The organism is Pseudomonas chlororaphis subsp. piscium, from assembly GCF_003850345.1.
GTDB classification, from domain to species: Bacteria; Pseudomonadota; Gammaproteobacteria; order Pseudomonadales; family Pseudomonadaceae; genus Aquipseudomonas; species Aquipseudomonas piscium.
The window spans coordinates 3,131,971-3,149,248 of sequence record NZ_CP027707.1 but is presented as its reverse complement, the minus strand read 5'-3'; the positions used below and the strand labels follow the sequence as shown (position 1 = coordinate 3,149,248).

Genomic DNA, 17,278 nt, shown 5'->3' with positions numbered 1-17,278 from the left:
ATGGAGCCGACCCCCACCCTCTACACCGAGCGCCTGATCCTGCGCCCGCTGGAACTGGCCGACGCGGATGCCGTCCAGCAGCAGTTCCCGCACTGGGAAGTGGTGCGTTTTCTCAACGCCCGGGTGCCCTGGCCCTATCCCGTCGATGGCGCCCTGAGTTACCTGCGCGACCTGGCGCTACCGGCCATCGAGCGCGGCGAGGAATGGCACTGGTCGATCCGCCTGAAAAGCGCACCCGAACAATTGATCGGCAATGTCAGCCTGATGGACCAGACCGACAACAACCGCGGCTTCTGGCTGGCTCCGGCCTGGCAAGGCCAGGGCTATATGAGCGAGGCCAGTGCGGCGGTCACCCAATACTGGTTCGAAGTGCTGGGGCGCGAGGTGATGCGGGTGCCCAAGGCCGCGCCGAACCTGGCCTCGCGGCGGATTTCCGAACGCGCGGGCATGCGCCTGATCCGCAGTGACGAAGACGACTTCGTCTGCGGGCGATTGCCCCGGGACATCTGGGAAATCACCCGCGAGGAGTGGCGCCGCCTCAGATAAAACGCACGCCGGCCTTGGCCCGTTCGTCCACTGTCAGCTCGAACACGTCCGGGCGCGCATAGTGGCCGACCACGTCGTAGTCGTAGCGCGCCCGCACCAGCTCGGCGGTGTCGATCTGCGCCGTCAGCAGGCCGGCACGGCCCACCAGCGGCCCGGCCAGTACCTCGCCCATCGGCCCGACGATCAGGCTGCCGCCGGCAATCAGCGGGCGCTCGGCCGGCCAGTTGGCGATCTCCAGCCCCAACTCTTGGGGTGACGCCTGCACCTGGCAGGCGCTGACCACAAAGCAGCGGCCTTCATGGGCGATGTGGCGCATGCTGACCTGCCACATCTCGCGCTCGTCCACGGTCGGCGCGCACCAGACTTGCACACCCTTGGCATACATCGCGGTGCGCAGCAACGGCATCATGTTTTCCCAGCAGATCACCGCGCCGACCCGGCCGACCTGGGTGTCCAGCACCGGCAGGGTCGAACCGTCGCCCTTGCCCCAGATCAGCCGTTCGGTGCCGGTGGGCATCAGCTTGCGGTGCTTGCCCACCAGGCCGTGCTGCGGGTCGAAATACAGCGCCGTGCAATACAGGGTGCTGCCGGCGCGCTCGATCACCCCCAGCACCAGGTTGGCCCCGGTGCGCGCCGCCAGGCCAGCCAGGGCCTCGGTTTCCGCGCCCGGCACCTCGACGGCATTGGCGAAATAGCGGGCAAAGGCGTCGCGGCCTTCCGGCAGGCGATAGCCGAGCTGGGTGCCGAAACCCTCACCTTTCGGGTAGCCGCCGAGCAAGGCTTCGGGCATCACCACCAGCTGCGCGCCGGCCTCGATGATGGCGTCCTCATAGGACAGGATCTGCTCCAGGGTAGCGGCCTTGCCCCCTGGCAGGGAGCCGATCTGCAACGCGGCGACAACGGACTTGGACATTGGGGAAGCTCCTGTGGCGGTGAAGTGTTGCCCATTGTCCGGCGCTCGCCGATCATGCAGAAAGCCCCTCCTGATACTGAATGATATGAACCAGATGAATATCGCCCAGGTCGATCTCAACCTGCTCAAGGCCTTCGAAGCCCTGCATGACGAATCCAGCGCCAGTCGCGCCGCCCTCCGCCTGGGCGTCACCCAGTCGGCCATGAGCGCGGCGCTGCGGCGCTTGCGCGAGCTGTACGGCGATCAGTTGTTCGTGCGCACCGGGCGCGGCCTGGCGCCGACCCTGCGGGCCAACCAGCTCAAGCCGGTGGTCAGCGAGGCGCTGAACAAATGCCGGCAGAGCCTGGCCATGGTCGATCCCCATGCCAGCCATTATCAGGGGCGCTCGGTGGCGATCGGGCTGTCGGACGATTTCGAGATTGCCTACGGCAGGCGCCTGATCGAGGAAGTCGCCCGGCGGGCGCCGAAGCTGCGCCTGATCTTTCGCCAGAGCCACAGCCAGATCGTCGGCGAAGCGCTGTTGCAGCGCAGCATCGACCTGGCCATCAGCGCCGGCGGTTTCGCCGAACGCATGCTCAGCCGTCAGGTGTTGGGGGAAGGTGGTTACCTGTGCCTGGCGGACCCGGCGAGCCTGAGCCCGAGACAGCAGGCCATCGACCTCGACGAGTTCGTCGCCCGCGAGCATGTGCTGGTGTCGTCGCAAGGTTTTATCGGGATTACCGACGAGGGTCTGGCGGCCCTGGGACTGAGTCGCCAGGTCTGCGCCTCGACCACGCATTTTGCCGCGCTGCCCCATCTGCTCAAGGGCAGCCAGGCGGTGGCGACCATTCCGGCCCATGCCGCGCGAAGCATCGCCGAACTGACCGGGCTGGCGCTGCTGCCCTGCCCGCTGGACCTGCCGCGTTACCCGATCGAGCTGGGCTGGCGCACCAGCGCGCAGATCGATCCGGTGGTGCTGAAAGTGCGCGAGGCGATAGTCGCCAGCTTCGAAGCTACTTGTTCGCCGCCATCAGGCGATTGACTTCACTGCGCACCATGTTGGCGTATTCCGGCGGCGACATGCCGTCGAGCTCGGAGCGCACCCATTCGGCCCATTTGCCCTTGCGCTTGCCGCGCTCGCCAAACAACCGCGCGGCTTCGCCCTTGGCCTTGCCCAGGTTGCTCTGCCACAGCTCGAACAGACGGGACTTTTCATCTTCGATCTCTGCGCGCTCGGCGAGAGTCTTGTTGGCCAGATTGAAGCTCATGGGAATTTCCTGCTGCGTAAAAGTGCCGACATCTTACACTGTGACGGCTGGGGTTTTCCCGCTGGCATGGAACGGGTGCGCAAAATTGCTGCAACTTTTCGCTCCCCCCGCAACTCCATTGTTCATCGCATCACTGACCCGCAAGGAGTAACTCAATGGCTCGTAAAACTGCCGCGCAAGCGGCTGACGAACAAATCAAGGACCAGGCATTCAGCGAACTTCAGGCGCTGATCGAAGAATCGGAAAAGCTCCTGAAAAACAGCGCGTCGCTGGTGGGTGAGGAAGGCGAAAACCTGCGCCAGCAGGTGGGGTTGAAACTCAAGCAGGCGCTGGACTCGGTGTCCAGCGTGCGCGAGCGCAGCAAGCCGGTGGTGGAAGCCACCGAGCAGTACATCGGCGGCCATCCGTGGCAGACCGTGGCCATCTCCGCCGGCTTTGGCCTTGTGGTGGGCCTGTTGCTGGGGCGTCGTTCGTAACTAGCCTTGCCGCCCGATGAAAAAAGGACCAGGCCAGCGTCACGCTCGCCTGGTCCTTGCGTTTTGAAACCACGTTTTAAAGCCCGGCCAACTCCCGCAGCTGCTTGAGCTCCGCGGCGTCCAGGGCAATCCCCTCGCGCAGGGACTTTTCCCGCTGGCGATGGCGGCGATCCCCCGGCAGGCGCTTGAGCCCTACGCCGTGCATCTGCCGGATCAGCTCCTGGCTGCGCTCGGCGAAATTCTGCCCGGCGCCCTTGCTCGGATCGATGACGATCAGCAACTGGCCGGTCCAGGGCGTCTTCGCGCCCGGATGGTTGGACCAGTCGAACTCGAACGAGAAATTGCCACCCGTCAGCGCCGCCGCCAGCAGCTCGACCATCATCGACAGCGCCGAGCCCTTGTGCCCGCCGAACGGCAACAGCGCACCGCCTTCGAGAATGGCTTTCGGGTCATCGGTGGGCTGGCCGAGACCGTCCACGCCCATGCCCGGCGGCAGGCGTTCGCCCTTGCGCGCGGCGATCTGCACGTCACCGTGGGCGATGGCGCTGGTGGCCAGGTCGAAGACGATGGGATCGCCAGCGGCCTGGGGCGCGGCGAAGGCAATCGGGTTGGTGCCGAACAACGGCCGGTCGGCGCCGTGGGGCACCACGCAGGTCATGCTGTTGACCACGCTCAGGGCGACCAGCCCTTCCTCGGCGAACGGCTCGACGTCCGGCCACAGCGCAGCGAAGTGATGAGAATTTCGGATGGCCAGAATGGCGATCCCGGCGTTGCGGGCTTTCTCCACCAGCAGCCCGCGCGCCGCCGCCAGCGCCGGTTGGGCGAAGCCGTTGCCGGCATCGACCCGGACAAAGGCCGGGGCCACGTCTTCGACCACCGGCACGGCCTTGCCGTTGACCCAGCCGCTATTGAGGGTCGACACATAACCGGGAATACGGAACACGCCATGACTGTGGGCGCCGTCGCGCTCGGCAGCGGCACAGTTCTGCGCCAGGCTGCGCGCCACTTCGGCGCTGGTGCCATGGCGCAGGAAGATCGTTTCCAACAGCTTCACCAGTGCCTCGAGCGACAGGTGTTCCTGCGGTGTTTCAACAGCCAGGGGCGATACAGACATCTGGAGCTCCGGATTAATTATTGGAATGGGCTACAGCGTATGAGGATGCACGTGGGTGAGTGCGCCCGACGATTAAACAACGCTTTGCGCGCGCTCTGTCAACCTCCGCCATGACCTCGCACAGGCGATGCCAGGAACTGACGGAGTAGCTACGAACAGGCCGTCAGCCGAGGATGGCGAGCCAAGGTGGCAGTAGCGATGACAGCGGCCCCTGTGTTTTTGATCATTTTTTCACTCCAGCTGTGGATACTGCTGGCGAAAGTCCTGTGTTTCAGGGGCTTCGGGGCAAAAATAAGTTCCACTTTTGATAGGCATCAGCCATGACGGCGGTTCTCCAAGCCTGGCTGCGAAGGGTAGAATGCGCGAAACCAGGAAGAGCCAATGAGCGAACAGCACCTCACAGAAGCCGAATACGACGCCATCACCGATGCCGCCGCGCAGTGGTGCATGCGTTTGCATGCCGCGGACTGTACGGCCGCCGAACGCCAGGCCTTCGAGCAATGGCGCGATGCCCATCCGCTGCATGCCTTCGAGTACGAAGCGATGCAGGAAATCTGGGAAGTCGCCGACCATCTGCCACGCCCGCAAACCGCCACCGTCCTGCCCCTGGCGCCACGCAAACCCTGGCGCGCCTACGGCATGGCCGCGGCGATCAGCGCCCTGGCCCTGCCCCTGGCCGCCTACAGCGGTTGGAGCCTGGGCTGGCTGCCCTCCTCCTACGAACATTTCCAGGCCGATGGCAGCGTGCGCCAGGTAACCCTGGCCGACGGCAGCCAGGTCGAACTCAACCTGGGCACCGAGCTGACCTACAGCAACTACAAGGACCAGCGCCGGGTCACCCTGAAAAAAGGCGAAGCCTTCTTCAAGGTCAGCCACGACAGCAGCCACCCGTTCGTGGTCAAGGCCGCCAGCGGCGAAGTCCGGGTCACCGGCACCCAGTTCAACGTCTGGATGTACGAGGATCAGGTACGGGTCACCCTGCTGGAAGGTTCGGTACTGGTGAACAGCGACAACAGTCATCCCGATGGCGGCTTCCGTCTCGATCCGGGCATGCAGGCGCGTTATCGCCGGGGCGACTACCAGCCGCAGATCAGCCAGACCTATGCCAACGACAGCTCGCTGGCCTGGCGCCAGGGCAAGCTGGTGCTGGACAACCTGGCGCTCGGCGAGGCCCTGCCGCTGATCAACCGCTACCTCAGCAAGCCGGTGATGCTGGCCGACAGCGCCACGGCCGACATTCGGGTCGGCGGCATCTACGACGTCACCGCGGTCAAGAGCCTGGTGACCACGCTGCCCAAGGTGTTGCCGGTGTACCTGACCCGCAACCAGGACGGCAATCCGGTCATCAATTCGCTGCCAGGCACCGCGCCAAAAAGCTGAAGGCCGCTACCCTCGCGGGTGCGGCCTGCGCTTGACGCCAGATTGAGTGCGCTTACTGGGTCGCGACCTTGCGCAACCGATCGTCCACTTCGTGAATCACCTGCAACCGGTACTGCGGGTCCGCCTGGATCTGCTGCTCGGTGAACGGCAACACACTCCACTGCTTCTTCGAGAACGCCTCGGTCTGGTCCCGCGAGTGCGGCGACGCCGGGTCGCTGGACAGGGAAAACGCCAGCAGGCCCTGGGCATGCGGGCCCTGGCCGTCGAAGGTCACCACTTGCAGGTAGCTGGTGCCGCTGACCACCTCACGCTTGCCATCGGCCGTGGGCACGCTCTGGATCGCGTTGTACACCCCCAGGCTGGCCGGGCCGCCATGAATCGGCGTCTGTTGGCCACCGCTGCTGACCACCTGGATATCGCCCCAGCGGCTGTCGGCCTTCAGGCCCGACTCGGCCACCTGTTGCACCGAGGCCAGCATCGCCTCGCGCAGCGCCTTGGCCACGGGCGGCCGGTCGATCGCCAGGCCGCGTGGCGTATGCTGCGGGTCCCGGGCATCGAAGGCCACGCGCCAGCGGTCGTCGACCGCCTCCAGCTGCTCCATGACGTTCTGGAAATGCACCAGGCCCACCCCGCTTTGCAGGTTGGCGCTGCGGTCCCAGGCCTTGAGGCTGGCACACAGCGGCGCCAGGGCCTGGGCATCGCTGCCCAGGTCGGCGGCACAGAACTGCAGCAGGTCCGGCATCACCTGCCCGGCCTGGTACACCTGATCGTCCATCACCATGTGCTTGAGGTCGGCGGCGCTCAGCGGCGCGGCTTTGCCCGTGCCGATCAGACGGTTCAGGGCAAAACGCGCCCGCTGCCCCAGCGGCAGGTCCTGCTGGCTGATCAGCGGCGAGAAGCCTTGCAGCGGCTCGGCCGGGTTGACCATCCACGCCGAGTCATTGGAGTTCTGCACATAATCGCTGCGCAACAGTTGCGGCAGCTGGCTGGCCGGGTAGATACCCTGTTGCGCGGCGGTCGGGTCGATGTCCCAGGCACAGGCGCCGCGGGAACCGTCGAGAATGATCAGCTGGGTGCCGATCCGCGGGTCGCTGCAACGTGCGAGTTTTTCCGCGCTGACATTGGGCACCACCGACTGGTTCATGTACAGGGTCTGGCCCTGGTCATCCACGGCCAGGGTGTTGACCCAGGGAATGCCCTGCAGCTGATGCACGGACGCCTGCAACTCCTTGAGGCTGCGGGCCTGGTTCATCGCGTACCACTGTTGCAGCACCCGGTCGTTCTCCAGGTTGGCGTCGCGCAGGCTGTAGGCGAAACGCTTGTCCCAGTCCAGCTTGCCGGGCCACTGCACCAGCGGGCCGAACTGCGAACTGTAGACACTGTGGCTGAGGGTGGTGAGCTGGCCGTCCTCGCCCTTCACCTTGACGCTGAGCGTCTGCTTGTCCAGCGGCAGGGACTTGCCGTCGAGCAGGTAGCGGGTCGGATCCTTGGGGTCCAGTTGCAGGCGGTACAGGGTGAAGTGCTTGGAGGTGTCCACCGTGTGGGTCCAGGCCAGGTGCTGGCTGAAGCCGATATTGATCATCGGCAGGCCGGGCAAGGCAGCGCCCATGACATCCAGCTTGCCGGGAATGGTCAGGTGCATCTGGTAGAAACGCATGCCGCCCACCCAGGGGAAATGCGGGTTGGCCAGCAACATGCCGCGGCCATTGAACGAGCGCTCGCGCCCCACGGCCACCGCGTTGCTACCCCGGTCCAGGGCGAAACGCTGGCCGCGGGCATCCGCCTGGGCGAAGGACTGGGCCGATGGCTTTAGCTGCGCCGTGGCGGATGGCGGTGTCGCGCCTGCCAAGGCTTCGGCGAACTGGCCGACACCCCCCTCCACCAACAGCCGGCGCGTCAGCTTGACCAGGTCCAGGGCGGTCAACGGCCGCACCCAGTCACCCTGGCACTGCTCGGGCAAGCCCTGGGCCCGGCGCTCGGCCAGGGAGCGGTTATAGCCGGCGACATAACCTTCGATCAGTTGCCGCACCTGCGGCGTCTGCGCCTGCCAGAAGCCGAACACCGCCTGGGGCGTGTTCAGCCAATTGAAGAACAGGTCGCTGGTGAGGTTTTCCCGCTGCTCGACGGTCTGTTGCTGCGGGCCGAAATACTTCGAACGCTCGCCATTGACCGTCAACACTTCATTGGCCAGCAGGCACAGGTTGTCCTGAGCGTAGGCATAGCCGATGCCATAACCCAGGCCGCGTTCGTCGGCGGCGCGGATATGCGGGACGCCAAAACCGGTACGGCGAATGTCGGCACTCGCCTCGCCGCCCTGGACCTCGCGCCCCTGAGCCGCAAGGCTCAGCCCCAGAAACAAACCCGCAAGGCAAAACCTGGGCAACTGGCTGGAAATAATCACGCCGACTCCTGATCGAAAAAACGCAGAACCAAGGCTGGCGCGGCATGCGCTGAACGCACAGGGGACACGGATTCCAGCCTGGAAAGAACGGCGCGGCCCGGCAACAGCCAGGGCCCGCCTGCCCTTACAGACGAAACCGCCACGGAAAATTTAGCCGCCTCGCGCCAGGCGCCGATCGCCCGTCAACCTGGCGACGACAAAGGCCTGACAAATTTTCTACATCTGATTCCTCATGATTTGTGCGGCTCGTTCGTCTAGTTATATGAGAGCACCCGTCATTTTCCTGATCAGGCTCTGAAAAGGAGTTTTTGCATGTACGACCCGCAACTGCCAACGGATGGCCACACCGCACAACCCGCGTCCTCCCTGAACGCTGGTGTCGGTGTCTTCGGCAAGCAAGCCGAGCGCAACCGCAACGAACGCATCAGGCACCTGCTCAAGAGCTTCGGCCTGCGCACCAGCCTGATTCGCCTGAAAGTCATCGATGCCTTGCTACAGGCAGCCGAAAGCCAGCGCGCCCTGGGGGTGCGTGGTATTCACAGTCATTTGCTGGAGCTGGATATCCCGCTGTCGTTCCTCAGCGTGCGCGAGGTGTTGAAGCGGCTGTGCAGCGAAGGTGTGATCACCCTCAATGCAGACAAGAGCTTCAGCCTGCATCAACAGGCTGAAGCCATACTCGACGGCCGCGACTGAGGCCGTCGGGGGGTGTCTCTCAAGGCTTGACCTTGCGCCGCATCACGCCATTGATCACGACCACGGTCACCGCCACGCCAATGGCGATGTACTGGAACATTTTCTCGGTGATCATTCCGGCGTTCTGCAGGTAAGAAAGGCCAAGCATGATTCCCAGTACCACCAGGGAAATCACAATCGAATAGATCAAACGTTGCTTCTGGGTCATTGCGGGTTCCTGAACCTGTAAAAGTGCGGCCTGAAAATGTATCGACCTTGTATCGAAACAGATGCCAAACGCCTACCGAGAATCGGGGATGGGCGCAGGCAAACGGGGTCTCATGTTACAGCCGCCGAAGCGTTTTCGCTGCATCGCGGCGGTTTTAACCCCGAGAGCCCTTTGAGGACTGCGCAATGTTTCGTCGAATCACATGGCTGATTCCCCTGCTGGCGATGCTGACCCTGTCCGGCTGCATCATTTTCCCTCACGACGGCTGGCATCACCGCCATTACGACGGCGGCCCCGGCTACTACCACCGCTAAGTCATCCAGCCCACCGGTACTTCCCTTCCGGCAACCCCACCGCGAAATTACCCGACGCCCGCCTCGCCGCGGGCGTCAGTCATTCCAGCGGGCTATGCCAGCCGGGTGTTGTGAATCCCCGGCTGGGCGAACAACTCCACCAGCCAATCGACAAACACCCTGACCCGCGTCGACAGATGCCGGTGCGGCGGGTACAGCGCGCTCAACGGCATCCTGGGCGGCGGGATGTGCCGGAGCACTTCACTCAGGCGCCCTTCGGCCAACTGCTGGGCGACATGGTAATAAGGCGTCTGCACCAAGCCGTAGCCCGCCTCGCAGGCGGCCAGGTAACCATCGGCGCTGTTGACCGACACCTTTTTGGGCAGCTCCGGCAACAGCACCTGGCCCTGCACCTCGAACTCCAGGCCATAACGCTTGCCGCTGACGCTGGAGAAATACTCGATCATCTGATGCCCGGCCAGGTCGTCCAGGCTCTGCGGCACACCGCGCTGGCGCAGGTAGGCGGGGCTGGCGCAAGTCACCTGCTCCAGCGCCAGCAACGGTCGGGCCACCAGCGAGTCGTCGAGGCACAGGCCGCCGCGCAACACGCAGTCCACCCCTTCGCGAATCAGGTCCACCGGTCGATCGTTGAGGCCGATTTCCAGATCGATCAACGGGTAACGCTCGGAGAACGCCGGCAGCGCCGGGATCACCACCAACCGCCCGATCCCCGCCGGCATGTCGATGCGCAAGGTGCCCCGCGGGTTGTGGCGCGCAACGGAGAACACCGCCTCGGTTTCCTCCAGGTCGGCCAGCAGCCGCACGCAACGCTGGTAATAGGCGGCGCCGTCCAGGGTCGGCGTGACCTGGCGGGTGGTGCGCAACAGCAGCTGCACGCCCAGATGCGCCTCCAACTGCTTGATCAGCACCGTCACCGAGGCCCGGGGCATCTGCAGGCTGTCGGCGGCCTTGGCGAAACCGCCGAGGTCGACGATGCGGGTGAACACACGCATGGCGTTAAAACGGTCCATTGGCTTGGCCTGTCACGGATTATTTAGAAATTACGAATAGTGATAGTGCTTTTAGCCGGTTTATCTTGTTTTTGTCGAGGAGAACAATAGCCACCACACCTACTACCGGAGCTTCTCCTATGCAAACCCGTCAACTGGGCAAGAACGGCCCGCAGGTTTCCGCCATCGGCCTTGGCTGCATGGGCATGACCGACTTCTACACCACCGGCACCGATACCAAGGAAGCCACCGCCACCTTGCATCGCGCCCTGGAACTGGGAGTCAACCTGCTGGACACCGCCGACATGTACGGGCCCCACAGCAACGAAACCCTGATCGGCCAGGCGATTCGCGGCAAACGCGAACAGGTGTTCCTGGCCAGCAAGTTCGGCATCGTCCGCGACCCGGGCGACGCGGCGGCACGCGGTGTGAACGGCCGCCCCGAATACATTCGCCAGGCGATCGAGGGCACCCTGCGGCGCCTGGGCGTGGAAACCCTGGACCTGTATTACCAGCACCGTATCGACCCGGACGTGGCCATCGAGGAAACCGTCGGCGCCATGGCCGAGCTGGTGCAGGCCGGCAAGGTCCGCTACCTGGGGCTCAGCGAAGCCTCGGCGGCGACCCTGGAGCGGGCCCACAAGGTGCATCCGATCAGCGCTCTGCAAAGCGAGTACTCGTTGTGGAGCCGCGACCAGGAAGACAACGGCTGTCTCGCGGCCTGCCAGCGCCTGGGCATCGCCTTTGTGCCCTACAGCCCGCTGGGACGAGGCTTTCTCACCGGCGCCCTGAAGAGCCCGGAGGACTTCGCCGCCGACGACTACCGGCGTTTCAGTCCGCGCTTCCAAGGCGAGAACTTCACCAAGAACCTGCTGCTGGTGGAACAGGTCAAGCAACTCGCGGCGGCCAAGGGCATCACCACCGGGCAACTGGCGCTGGCCTGGGTGCTGGCGCAGGGCGATTACCTGATTCCGATTCCGGGCACCAAGCAGCGCAAGTACCTGGAGGAGAACGTCGCCGCGCTGCAGGTCCGCCTCGGCGCCGATGAACTGCTGGCCCTGGAGCGGATCTTCACCCCCGCCGCCACCGCCGGCGAGCGCTACCCTCAAGCGGTAATGGCCTTGCTCGACCGCTAGACAACTGGCCACAAAAAAGGCCCTCGACCGGCTTATCGGTCGAGGGCCTTTTTGGTTATCTCACGCCTTGGTGGAGCGATTCTTGTCGGTCACCGTGGTGCCGTTGCCCTTGCCGTAGCTTTGCAGGTTCTGCAGCACGTAGATGGCTTTCTTGTACTCGGGGATCAGGTAGTTGGCGTACTTGTTGCCCTTGAGGTTGTTGCTCTGGATGGTGTCCAGCTGGATCGCGAAGTATTCCAGGGCGTTGAACTTGGCTTCAGGGTCCTTCTGCACGCCGAAGCGGTCGAACTTGTCGCCGGCGTTGAGCAGGGTCATCGCCGTCACGTCGCTGATCAGGCCCTTTTCCTTCAGGAAGGTACTCATGTTGCCCAGTTGCTTGGCGCTGACGTTTTCCGGATCGAACCCCTTGATCTGCTTGTGCAGCTTCATTTCGTCCATCTTGAACACGTTCAGCGCCAGCGGGTTCTGGCCGACAAGGGCGAGCATCTGCTTGACCTTGGTGCTCTGGCTGACCGGCTTGCCCCGGGTGCCGGTGTCCTGCACCAGCAGGCCGGCCTTGCTGGTCCAGCCGCCGACATTTCCGATTGTCATAAAAACTCCTGTGTGCGGGCTTCCCGCAACTTTTGCCCCTCTTGCACGGCCAACGGGAAGATCGCGCAAGTACAACTAAGGGCCGTCTGGAAAGCCTGATTGAAGGGAAGAGATGTTCGAAGTATCGGCACGGCAGAAGGTTGCTCCAATAAATATTTCGAGAATTTACAATTTTCGTACATTCTCGATACAAATGCCTGGAAGCCGCGTTTTTACTGGCTGAAACAATTGCTTAACAATCCAGCCCACAGCAACTAAGCGACAACTTGCACAACAAAACGTACCAGACAGTTAATTTGCTTCGGATGCTTTTCCAGTAACTTTCGCGCCATTTGCCGGGGGGTTGCGCAACTTTCCCCACCACCGTCCCCGCTCGGGAAAGTACGACGGCCATCCCCGGTTTCTCATGGGCGGTTGTGGTCCGTGCCGGACGGTCGGTGACCTAGCCCCATGACGGGCGCGGGGGCAACTATATTTGAGGGTCCCTACACAAGGAGGTGCATCATGGAACAACGTCAGCAGCACCTTTTGGACGAGCTCATCTGTCATGAGCTCTACATCGACGCGCCGATCGATACCGTCTACTACTACGTGACCCAGCCGGATCGCTGGTACGAGTGGCATCCCGCTTCCCTGCGCGCCGATACCGGCCTGGCCGGCTCGTTGCCGGCGGGGCATCGCTTCAGCAAAACCATCGACCTGCTCGGCCTGCAGATCCACATGAGCTGCCGGGTGCTGGTCGCGGTGTTTCCCAAGGAGTTCAAGATCGTCTTCAGTTCTCCGCCAGCAGACGGCTCGATCCACTATCAGTTGCGCAAATACGGGGACGGAACCCTGTTCAAGCGCAGCCTGCACTACTGCTCCGACCTCAACCTGGGCAGCCTGCGCCCGCGCATCGAGCACCTGTCCCAACTGGCCCTGGCCAACCTCAAGCGCAACCTGGAGGACATCGCCCACTGACCCGGCAACGGGTGGCGTCGCGCTGGCTGACAAATCTGTAATCTTCACCTCAGTTTTCTGACAGGCCGCGCCGCTTAAGGTCGCCTCATACCTGACACAACAGGATCGAGGGAGCCTTGGGGCATGCACGTAAAACCCACACGACGCAGTTTTATCAAGGGCCTGGCCGCCGGTGGCGTACTGGCCGGCACCGGGCTGTGGCAACAGCCGCTCTGGGCCCGCAGCGAGGACGGCCAGCTGCCTGCCCTCAGCGGCCAGCAGTTCGACCTGTTCATTGGTGAATCCCAGGTCAACTACAGCGGCACGTCGCGCACCGCGATGACCATCAACGGCGGCCTGCCCGGCCCGCTGCTGCGCTGGCGCGAGGGCGATACCGTGACCATCCGGGTGCGCAACCGCCTGAAGGAGGACACCTCGATCCACTGGCACGGCCTGATCCTGCCGGCCAACATGGACGGCGTGCCGGGCCTGAGCTTCCACGGCATCACTCCAGGCGGCCTCTACGAATACCGCTTCAAGGTCCAGCAGAACGGCACCTACTGGTACCACAGCCACTCGGGCCTGCAGGAACAGGCCGGGGTCTACGGGCCACTGGTGATCGAGGCCCGCGAGCCGGAGCCTTTCCAGTACGACCGCGACTACGTGGTGATGCTCAGCGACTGGAGCGACGAGGCGCCCGAGCGCCTGATGCACATCCTGAAAAAGCAGCCCGGCTACTACAACTTCCACAAACGCACGGTCGGTGACTTTATCGAGGACGTCAGCCGCGACGGCTGGGCCGCCACCCTCGCCGATCGCAAGATGTGGGCGCAGATGAAAATGACCCCCACCGACCTCACGGACGTCAGCGGTTATACCTACACCTACCTGATCAACGGCCAGAGCCCGGGCGGCAACTGGACCGGGCTGTTCAAGCCCGGCGAGAAGCTGCGCCTGCGCCTGATCAACGGCTCGGCCATGAGCTACTTCGACCTGCGCATTCCCGGCCTGAAAATGACCGTGGTCGCCGCCGACGGCCAGTACGTGCAGCCAGTCAGTGTCGATGAACTGCGCATCGCCGTGGCGGAAACCTACGACGTGCTGGTCGAGCCCGGCTCGCAGGAGGCCTACACCCTGTTCGCCCAGGCCATGGACCGCAGCGGCTACGCCCGCGGCACCCTGAGCCAGCGTCCGGGGCTGAGCGCGCCCGTGCCGCCCCTGGACCCGCGGCCGCTGATCAGCATGGCCGACATGGGCATGGATCACGGCAGCATGGCTGGCATGGACATGGGCGCCATGCCCGGCATGGATCATGGCCAGATGCAGGGCATGGACCACAGCCAGATGCAGGGGATGGATTCCGGCAACATGGCCGGCATGGATCACAGCGCCATGGCCGGCATGTCGGGCATGGACCACGGCGCCATGGGCGGCGCCATGCAAAGCCACCCGGCCTCGGAAGACGGCAACCCGCTGGTGGACATGCAGACCATGAGCCCGACGCCGAAACTCGCCGACCCGGGCATCGGCCTGCGCGACAACGGCCGCCGGGTACTGACCTACGCCGACCTGCGCAGCACCTTCGAAGACCCGGACGGGCGCGAACCGAGCCGCACCATCGAGCTGCACCTGACCGGGCACATGGAGAAATTCTCCTGGTCGTTCGACGGCATCAAGTTCAGCGACGCCGAGCCCCTGCGCCTGATCTACGGCGAGAGGGTGCGCATCACCCTGGTCAACGACACCATGATGACCCACCCCATCCACCTGCACGGCATGTGGAGCGACCTGGAAGACGAACAGGGGCGCTTCCTGGTGCGCAAGCACACGATCGACATGCCGCCGGGCAGCAAACGCAGTTACCGGGTGACCGCCGATGCCCTGGGGCGCTGGGCCTATCACTGCCACCTGCTGTTTCACATGGAGATGGGCATGTTTCGCGAAGTACGAGTGGACGAAGCCGGGAGCGCCGCATGATGCCGAAGAACGCCTTGACCCTGTTCACCACCCTGCTCGGCCTCAGCGCCGGCACCCTGCAGGCCGCCGAAAGCATGGATCACTCCAGCATGGATCATTCGTCCATGCCGGCTTCCGCCATGCAAGGCAGCACGATGCCGGGCATGGACCACAGCCAGATGAGCGGCATGGACGGCGAGCCGCTGCAGACCATGGAGCCCGCGGCGCCCAGCCAAAGCCGCACGCCGATCCCGGTGCTCACCGACGCCGACCGCCGCGCCGCCTTCCCGCCGGTGGCCGGCCACGGCGTGAACGACAAGGCGATCAACTCGCTGTGGCTGATCGATCGCCTGGAGTACCAGGACGCCGATGACGGCAGTGCCCTGGCCTGGGAAATGAACGGCTGGATCGGCGGCGACATCGACCGGCTGTGGCTGCGCAGCGAAGGCGAACGCACCAACGGCCGGACCGAAAACGCCCAGGTCGAAGCGCTCTGGGGCCATGCCATCGGCCCCTGGTGGGATGTGGTCAGCGGCGTGCGCCAGGACTTCAAGCCCGGCGCGCCGCAGACCTGGGCCGCCCTCGGGCTGCAAGGCATGGCCCTGTACAACTTTGAAAGCCAGGCCACCGCCTACCTCGGCGAAGGCGGCCAGAGTGCCCTGGGGCTCCAGGCCGAATACGACATCCTGCTGACCAACCGCCTGATCCTGCAGCCCAACGCGGAGGTCAGCCTGTACGGCAAGAACGACCCGCAACGGGGCATTGGCTCGGGGCTCTCCTCGCTGGAGGCCGGCCTGCGCCTGCGCTACGAGTTGCACCGGCAGTTCGCGCCCTATGTCGGCGTGACCTGGAGCCGCAGCTACGGCAAGACCGCGGACTACGCCCGTGAAGAAGGCGAAGACAGCAGCGAAGCCCGCCTGGTGCTCGGTGTACGCCTGTGGTTCTGACTTTCGTTCAATAGATAACTAAAAACATCACGCGGCCAATGCCGCCTGGAGCCTTGCATGTCCTACCTCAAGCATCTCGTCATCGCCGCCACTTTCGGTGCCGGCCTGTTACTCACCGGCGTCGCCCAGGCGCACCCCAAGCTGCTGGCCTCGACCCCGGCCGAAGGCGCCAAGGGCGCGGCACCGGCGAAGATCGAACTGCAATTCTCGGAACCCCTCACCACCAAGTTTTCCGGGGCCCGACTGCTGATGACCGGCATGCCCGGGATGAGCCACGCACCGATGCCGGTCAAGGCCAGCGTGGCCGGCGGCAGCGACCCGAAAAGCATGATCATCAACCCCGCCGCCCCGCTCTCGAAGGGCAGCTACAAAGTCGAGTGGCGGGCGGTGTCCGCCGACACCCATCCGATCACCGGCAACCTGACCTTCGAAGTCAACTGAGCCATGGGCGAACTCATCAACGTCGCCCTGCGTTTTGCCCTGTACCTCGACCTGACGCTGCTGTTCGGCCTGGCGCTGTTCAGCCTTTACGGGCTGCGTGGCGCGCAGAGCCGTTGGCGTTTTCGCCGGCCTCTGGCGACCACCCTGGTGCTGGGCGTGCTGCTATCGGGTGCCGCGCTGCTGGAGCTGGCGCTGTCGATGAGCGGCGCGACCAGCCTGGCCGAACTGGACCCGGCGCTGGTGCCCGTGCTGATGCTGGAAACCGATGTCGGCCAAAGCTGGCTGCTGCGCCTGGCGGCGTTGCTGCTGGCGGGCGCGCTGCTTCTGTTCAGCAGTGGTTGGCCGAGATTCGCCCTCTACGGCCTGATCCTGTGCACGGCGGCAGCCCTGGCCACCCTGGCCTGGAGCGGCCACGGGGCGATGAGCGAAGGTGGCCAGCGTTACCTGCACCTGGGCAGCGACATCCTGCATTTGCTGGGTGCCGGCGCCTGGCTGGGGGCGCTGGCGGCTTTCGTCCTGCTGCTGCGCCGTGGCGCCTGCGAAGACGAACAGCAGGCAGGCCACCTGCTCGATGCCCTGAAGGGGTTTGCCAGCCTGGGCACGCTGATCGTGGTCAGCCTGGGCCTCAGCGGGGTGCTCAATTACCTGCTGATCGTCGGCCCGGACCTGGCAACGTTGAGCGCCAGCACCTACGGCCTGCTCCTCAGCCTGAAGGTGGCGGTGTTCGCCAGCATGCTGGTATTCGCCGCGTTGAACCGCTTCCATCTGGTTCCGCAGCTGGAACAGGCGCTGCACCAGGCCTCGCCCCAGGTAGCCCTGCCCGCCTTGCGCCGCAGCATGTTCCTGGAACTGGCGGCGGCCCTGCTGATTATCGGCCTTGTGGCCACGCTCGGTATCCTGAGCCCGATCCCCGAATGAACACGGAAATGATGCGACCGCTATCGCGGGCAAGCCTCGCTCCTACAGAGAATATGCACGCCTCTGTAG

At 64.4% G+C, this 17,278-nt stretch carries 19 protein-coding genes; 12 read left to right on the top strand and 7 right to left on the bottom strand.

Annotated features, from left to right (window positions below; all coding sequences use genetic code 11):
- Positions 1-546, top strand: a complete 546-nt coding sequence (locus C4K38_RS14620; RefSeq protein ID WP_053278983.1) for a GNAT family N-acetyltransferase — start codon at positions 1-3, stop codon at positions 544-546.
- On the opposite strand, the gene C4K38_RS14615 is transcribed toward C4K38_RS14620, so the two are convergent.
- Positions 539-1,459 (bottom strand): carbon-nitrogen hydrolase family protein, encoded by a 921-nt coding sequence (locus C4K38_RS14615; RefSeq protein WP_053278982.1) that lies wholly within the window; start codon positions 1,457-1,459, stop codon positions 539-541. The two genes, C4K38_RS14620 and C4K38_RS14615, sit on opposite strands and share 8 nt — an antisense overlap.
- A gap of 85 nt (positions 1,460-1,544) precedes the next feature.
- On the opposite strand from C4K38_RS14615, the gene C4K38_RS14610 reads away from it, so the two are divergent.
- On the top strand, positions 1,545-2,480 hold the full coding sequence (locus C4K38_RS14610) for a LysR family transcriptional regulator (protein WP_053278981.1): 936 nt from the start codon (positions 1,545-1,547) through the stop codon (positions 2,478-2,480).
- Here C4K38_RS14610 and C4K38_RS14605 read toward each other — a convergent pair.
- Positions 2,452-2,706, bottom strand: coding sequence for a hypothetical protein (locus tag C4K38_RS14605; RefSeq protein WP_025809079.1), 255 nt, complete (start codon positions 2,704-2,706; stop codon positions 2,452-2,454). The genes C4K38_RS14610 and C4K38_RS14605 overlap by 29 nt on opposite strands.
- Positions 2,707-2,861: 155 nt before the next feature.
- Between C4K38_RS14605 and C4K38_RS14600 the strand changes: the two genes are divergently transcribed.
- The gene (locus C4K38_RS14600; protein WP_053278980.1) at positions 2,862-3,182 is read left to right on the top strand and encodes an ElaB/YgaM/YqjD family protein; all 321 of its coding nucleotides are present in this window, start codon (positions 2,862-2,864) and stop codon (positions 3,180-3,182) included.
- A gap of 76 nt (positions 3,183-3,258) precedes the next feature.
- Here C4K38_RS14600 and C4K38_RS14595 read toward each other — a convergent pair whose 3' ends face one another.
- Positions 3,259-4,296: an Ldh family oxidoreductase gene (locus C4K38_RS14595; protein ID WP_053278979.1), complete on the bottom strand. Its 1,038-nt coding sequence runs from the start codon at positions 4,294-4,296 to the stop codon at positions 3,259-3,261.
- Positions 4,297-4,677: 381 nt separating this feature from the next.
- Between C4K38_RS14595 and C4K38_RS14590 the strand changes: the two genes are divergently transcribed.
- Positions 4,678-5,676, top strand: a complete 999-nt coding sequence (locus C4K38_RS14590; protein ID WP_053278978.1) for a FecR family protein — start codon at positions 4,678-4,680, stop codon at positions 5,674-5,676.
- A gap of 52 nt (positions 5,677-5,728) precedes the next feature.
- Here the strand turns inward: C4K38_RS14590 and pvdQ are convergent, their stop codons facing one another.
- Positions 5,729-8,077, bottom strand: a complete 2,349-nt coding sequence (gene pvdQ, locus C4K38_RS14585) for a bifunctional acylase PvdQ (RefSeq protein WP_053278977.1) — start codon at positions 8,075-8,077, stop codon at positions 5,729-5,731.
- A 312-nt stretch (positions 8,078-8,389) separates the two neighbouring features.
- Here pvdQ and C4K38_RS14580 point away from each other — a divergent pair, with 312 nt between their 5' ends.
- Positions 8,390-8,770, top strand: coding sequence for a fe2+ zn2+ uptake regulation protein (locus C4K38_RS14580; protein WP_053278976.1), 381 nt, complete (start codon positions 8,390-8,392; stop codon positions 8,768-8,770).
- Between the two features lie 19 nt (positions 8,771-8,789).
- Here C4K38_RS14580 and C4K38_RS14575 read toward each other — a convergent pair whose 3' ends face one another.
- Positions 8,790-8,978, bottom strand: a complete 189-nt coding sequence (locus tag C4K38_RS14575; protein WP_007928588.1) for a hypothetical protein — start codon at positions 8,976-8,978, stop codon at positions 8,790-8,792.
- Positions 8,979-9,163: 185 nt separating this feature from the next.
- On the opposite strand from C4K38_RS14575, the gene C4K38_RS32725 reads away from it, so the two are divergent.
- Positions 9,164-9,292, top strand: a complete 129-nt coding sequence (locus C4K38_RS32725) for a hypothetical protein (RefSeq protein WP_256581545.1) — start codon at positions 9,164-9,166, stop codon at positions 9,290-9,292.
- Positions 9,293-9,384: 92 nt separating this feature from the next.
- Here C4K38_RS32725 and C4K38_RS14570 read toward each other — a convergent pair whose 3' ends face one another.
- Positions 9,385-10,302, bottom strand: a complete 918-nt coding sequence (locus tag C4K38_RS14570) for a LysR family transcriptional regulator (RefSeq protein WP_053278975.1) — start codon at positions 10,300-10,302, stop codon at positions 9,385-9,387.
- A 119-nt stretch (positions 10,303-10,421) separates the two neighbouring features.
- Here C4K38_RS14570 and C4K38_RS14565 point away from each other — a divergent pair, with 119 nt between their 5' ends.
- A complete protein-coding gene (locus C4K38_RS14565) occupies positions 10,422-11,417 on the top strand; it encodes an aldo/keto reductase (protein ID WP_053278974.1) in 996 nt (331 codons plus the stop codon).
- A 60-nt stretch (positions 11,418-11,477) separates the two neighbouring features.
- Here the strand turns inward: C4K38_RS14565 and C4K38_RS14560 are convergent, their stop codons facing one another.
- A complete protein-coding gene (locus C4K38_RS14560; RefSeq protein WP_053278973.1) occupies positions 11,478-12,008 on the bottom strand; it encodes a hypothetical protein in 531 nt (176 codons plus the stop codon).
- Positions 12,009-12,512: 504 nt separating this feature from the next.
- Between C4K38_RS14560 and C4K38_RS14555 the strand changes: the two genes are divergently transcribed.
- From C4K38_RS14555 to copD, 5 genes are all read left to right on the top strand, one after another.
- On the top strand, positions 12,513-12,968 hold the full coding sequence (locus tag C4K38_RS14555; protein ID WP_053278972.1) for an SRPBCC family protein: 456 nt from the start codon (positions 12,513-12,515) through the stop codon (positions 12,966-12,968).
- A gap of 123 nt (positions 12,969-13,091) precedes the next feature.
- Positions 13,092-14,924 carry a copper resistance system multicopper oxidase gene (locus C4K38_RS14550; protein WP_053278971.1) on the top strand — a complete coding sequence of 611 codons (1,833 nt, stop codon included), beginning with the start codon at positions 13,092-13,094 and terminating at the stop codon, positions 14,922-14,924.
- Positions 14,921-15,850: a copper resistance protein B gene (locus C4K38_RS14545; protein WP_053278970.1), complete on the top strand. Its 930-nt coding sequence runs from the start codon at positions 14,921-14,923 to the stop codon at positions 15,848-15,850. The genes C4K38_RS14550 and C4K38_RS14545 overlap by 4 nt, the downstream gene beginning before the upstream one ends.
- Before the next feature lie 57 nt (positions 15,851-15,907).
- Positions 15,908-16,291 (top strand): copper homeostasis periplasmic binding protein CopC, encoded by a 384-nt coding sequence (gene copC / locus C4K38_RS14540; RefSeq protein WP_053278969.1) that lies wholly within the window; start codon positions 15,908-15,910, stop codon positions 16,289-16,291.
- Between the two features lie 3 nt (positions 16,292-16,294).
- A complete protein-coding gene (gene copD / locus C4K38_RS14535) occupies positions 16,295-17,209 on the top strand; it encodes a copper homeostasis membrane protein CopD (protein ID WP_053278968.1) in 915 nt (304 codons plus the stop codon).
- Positions 17,210-17,278: the final 69 nt, after the last annotated feature.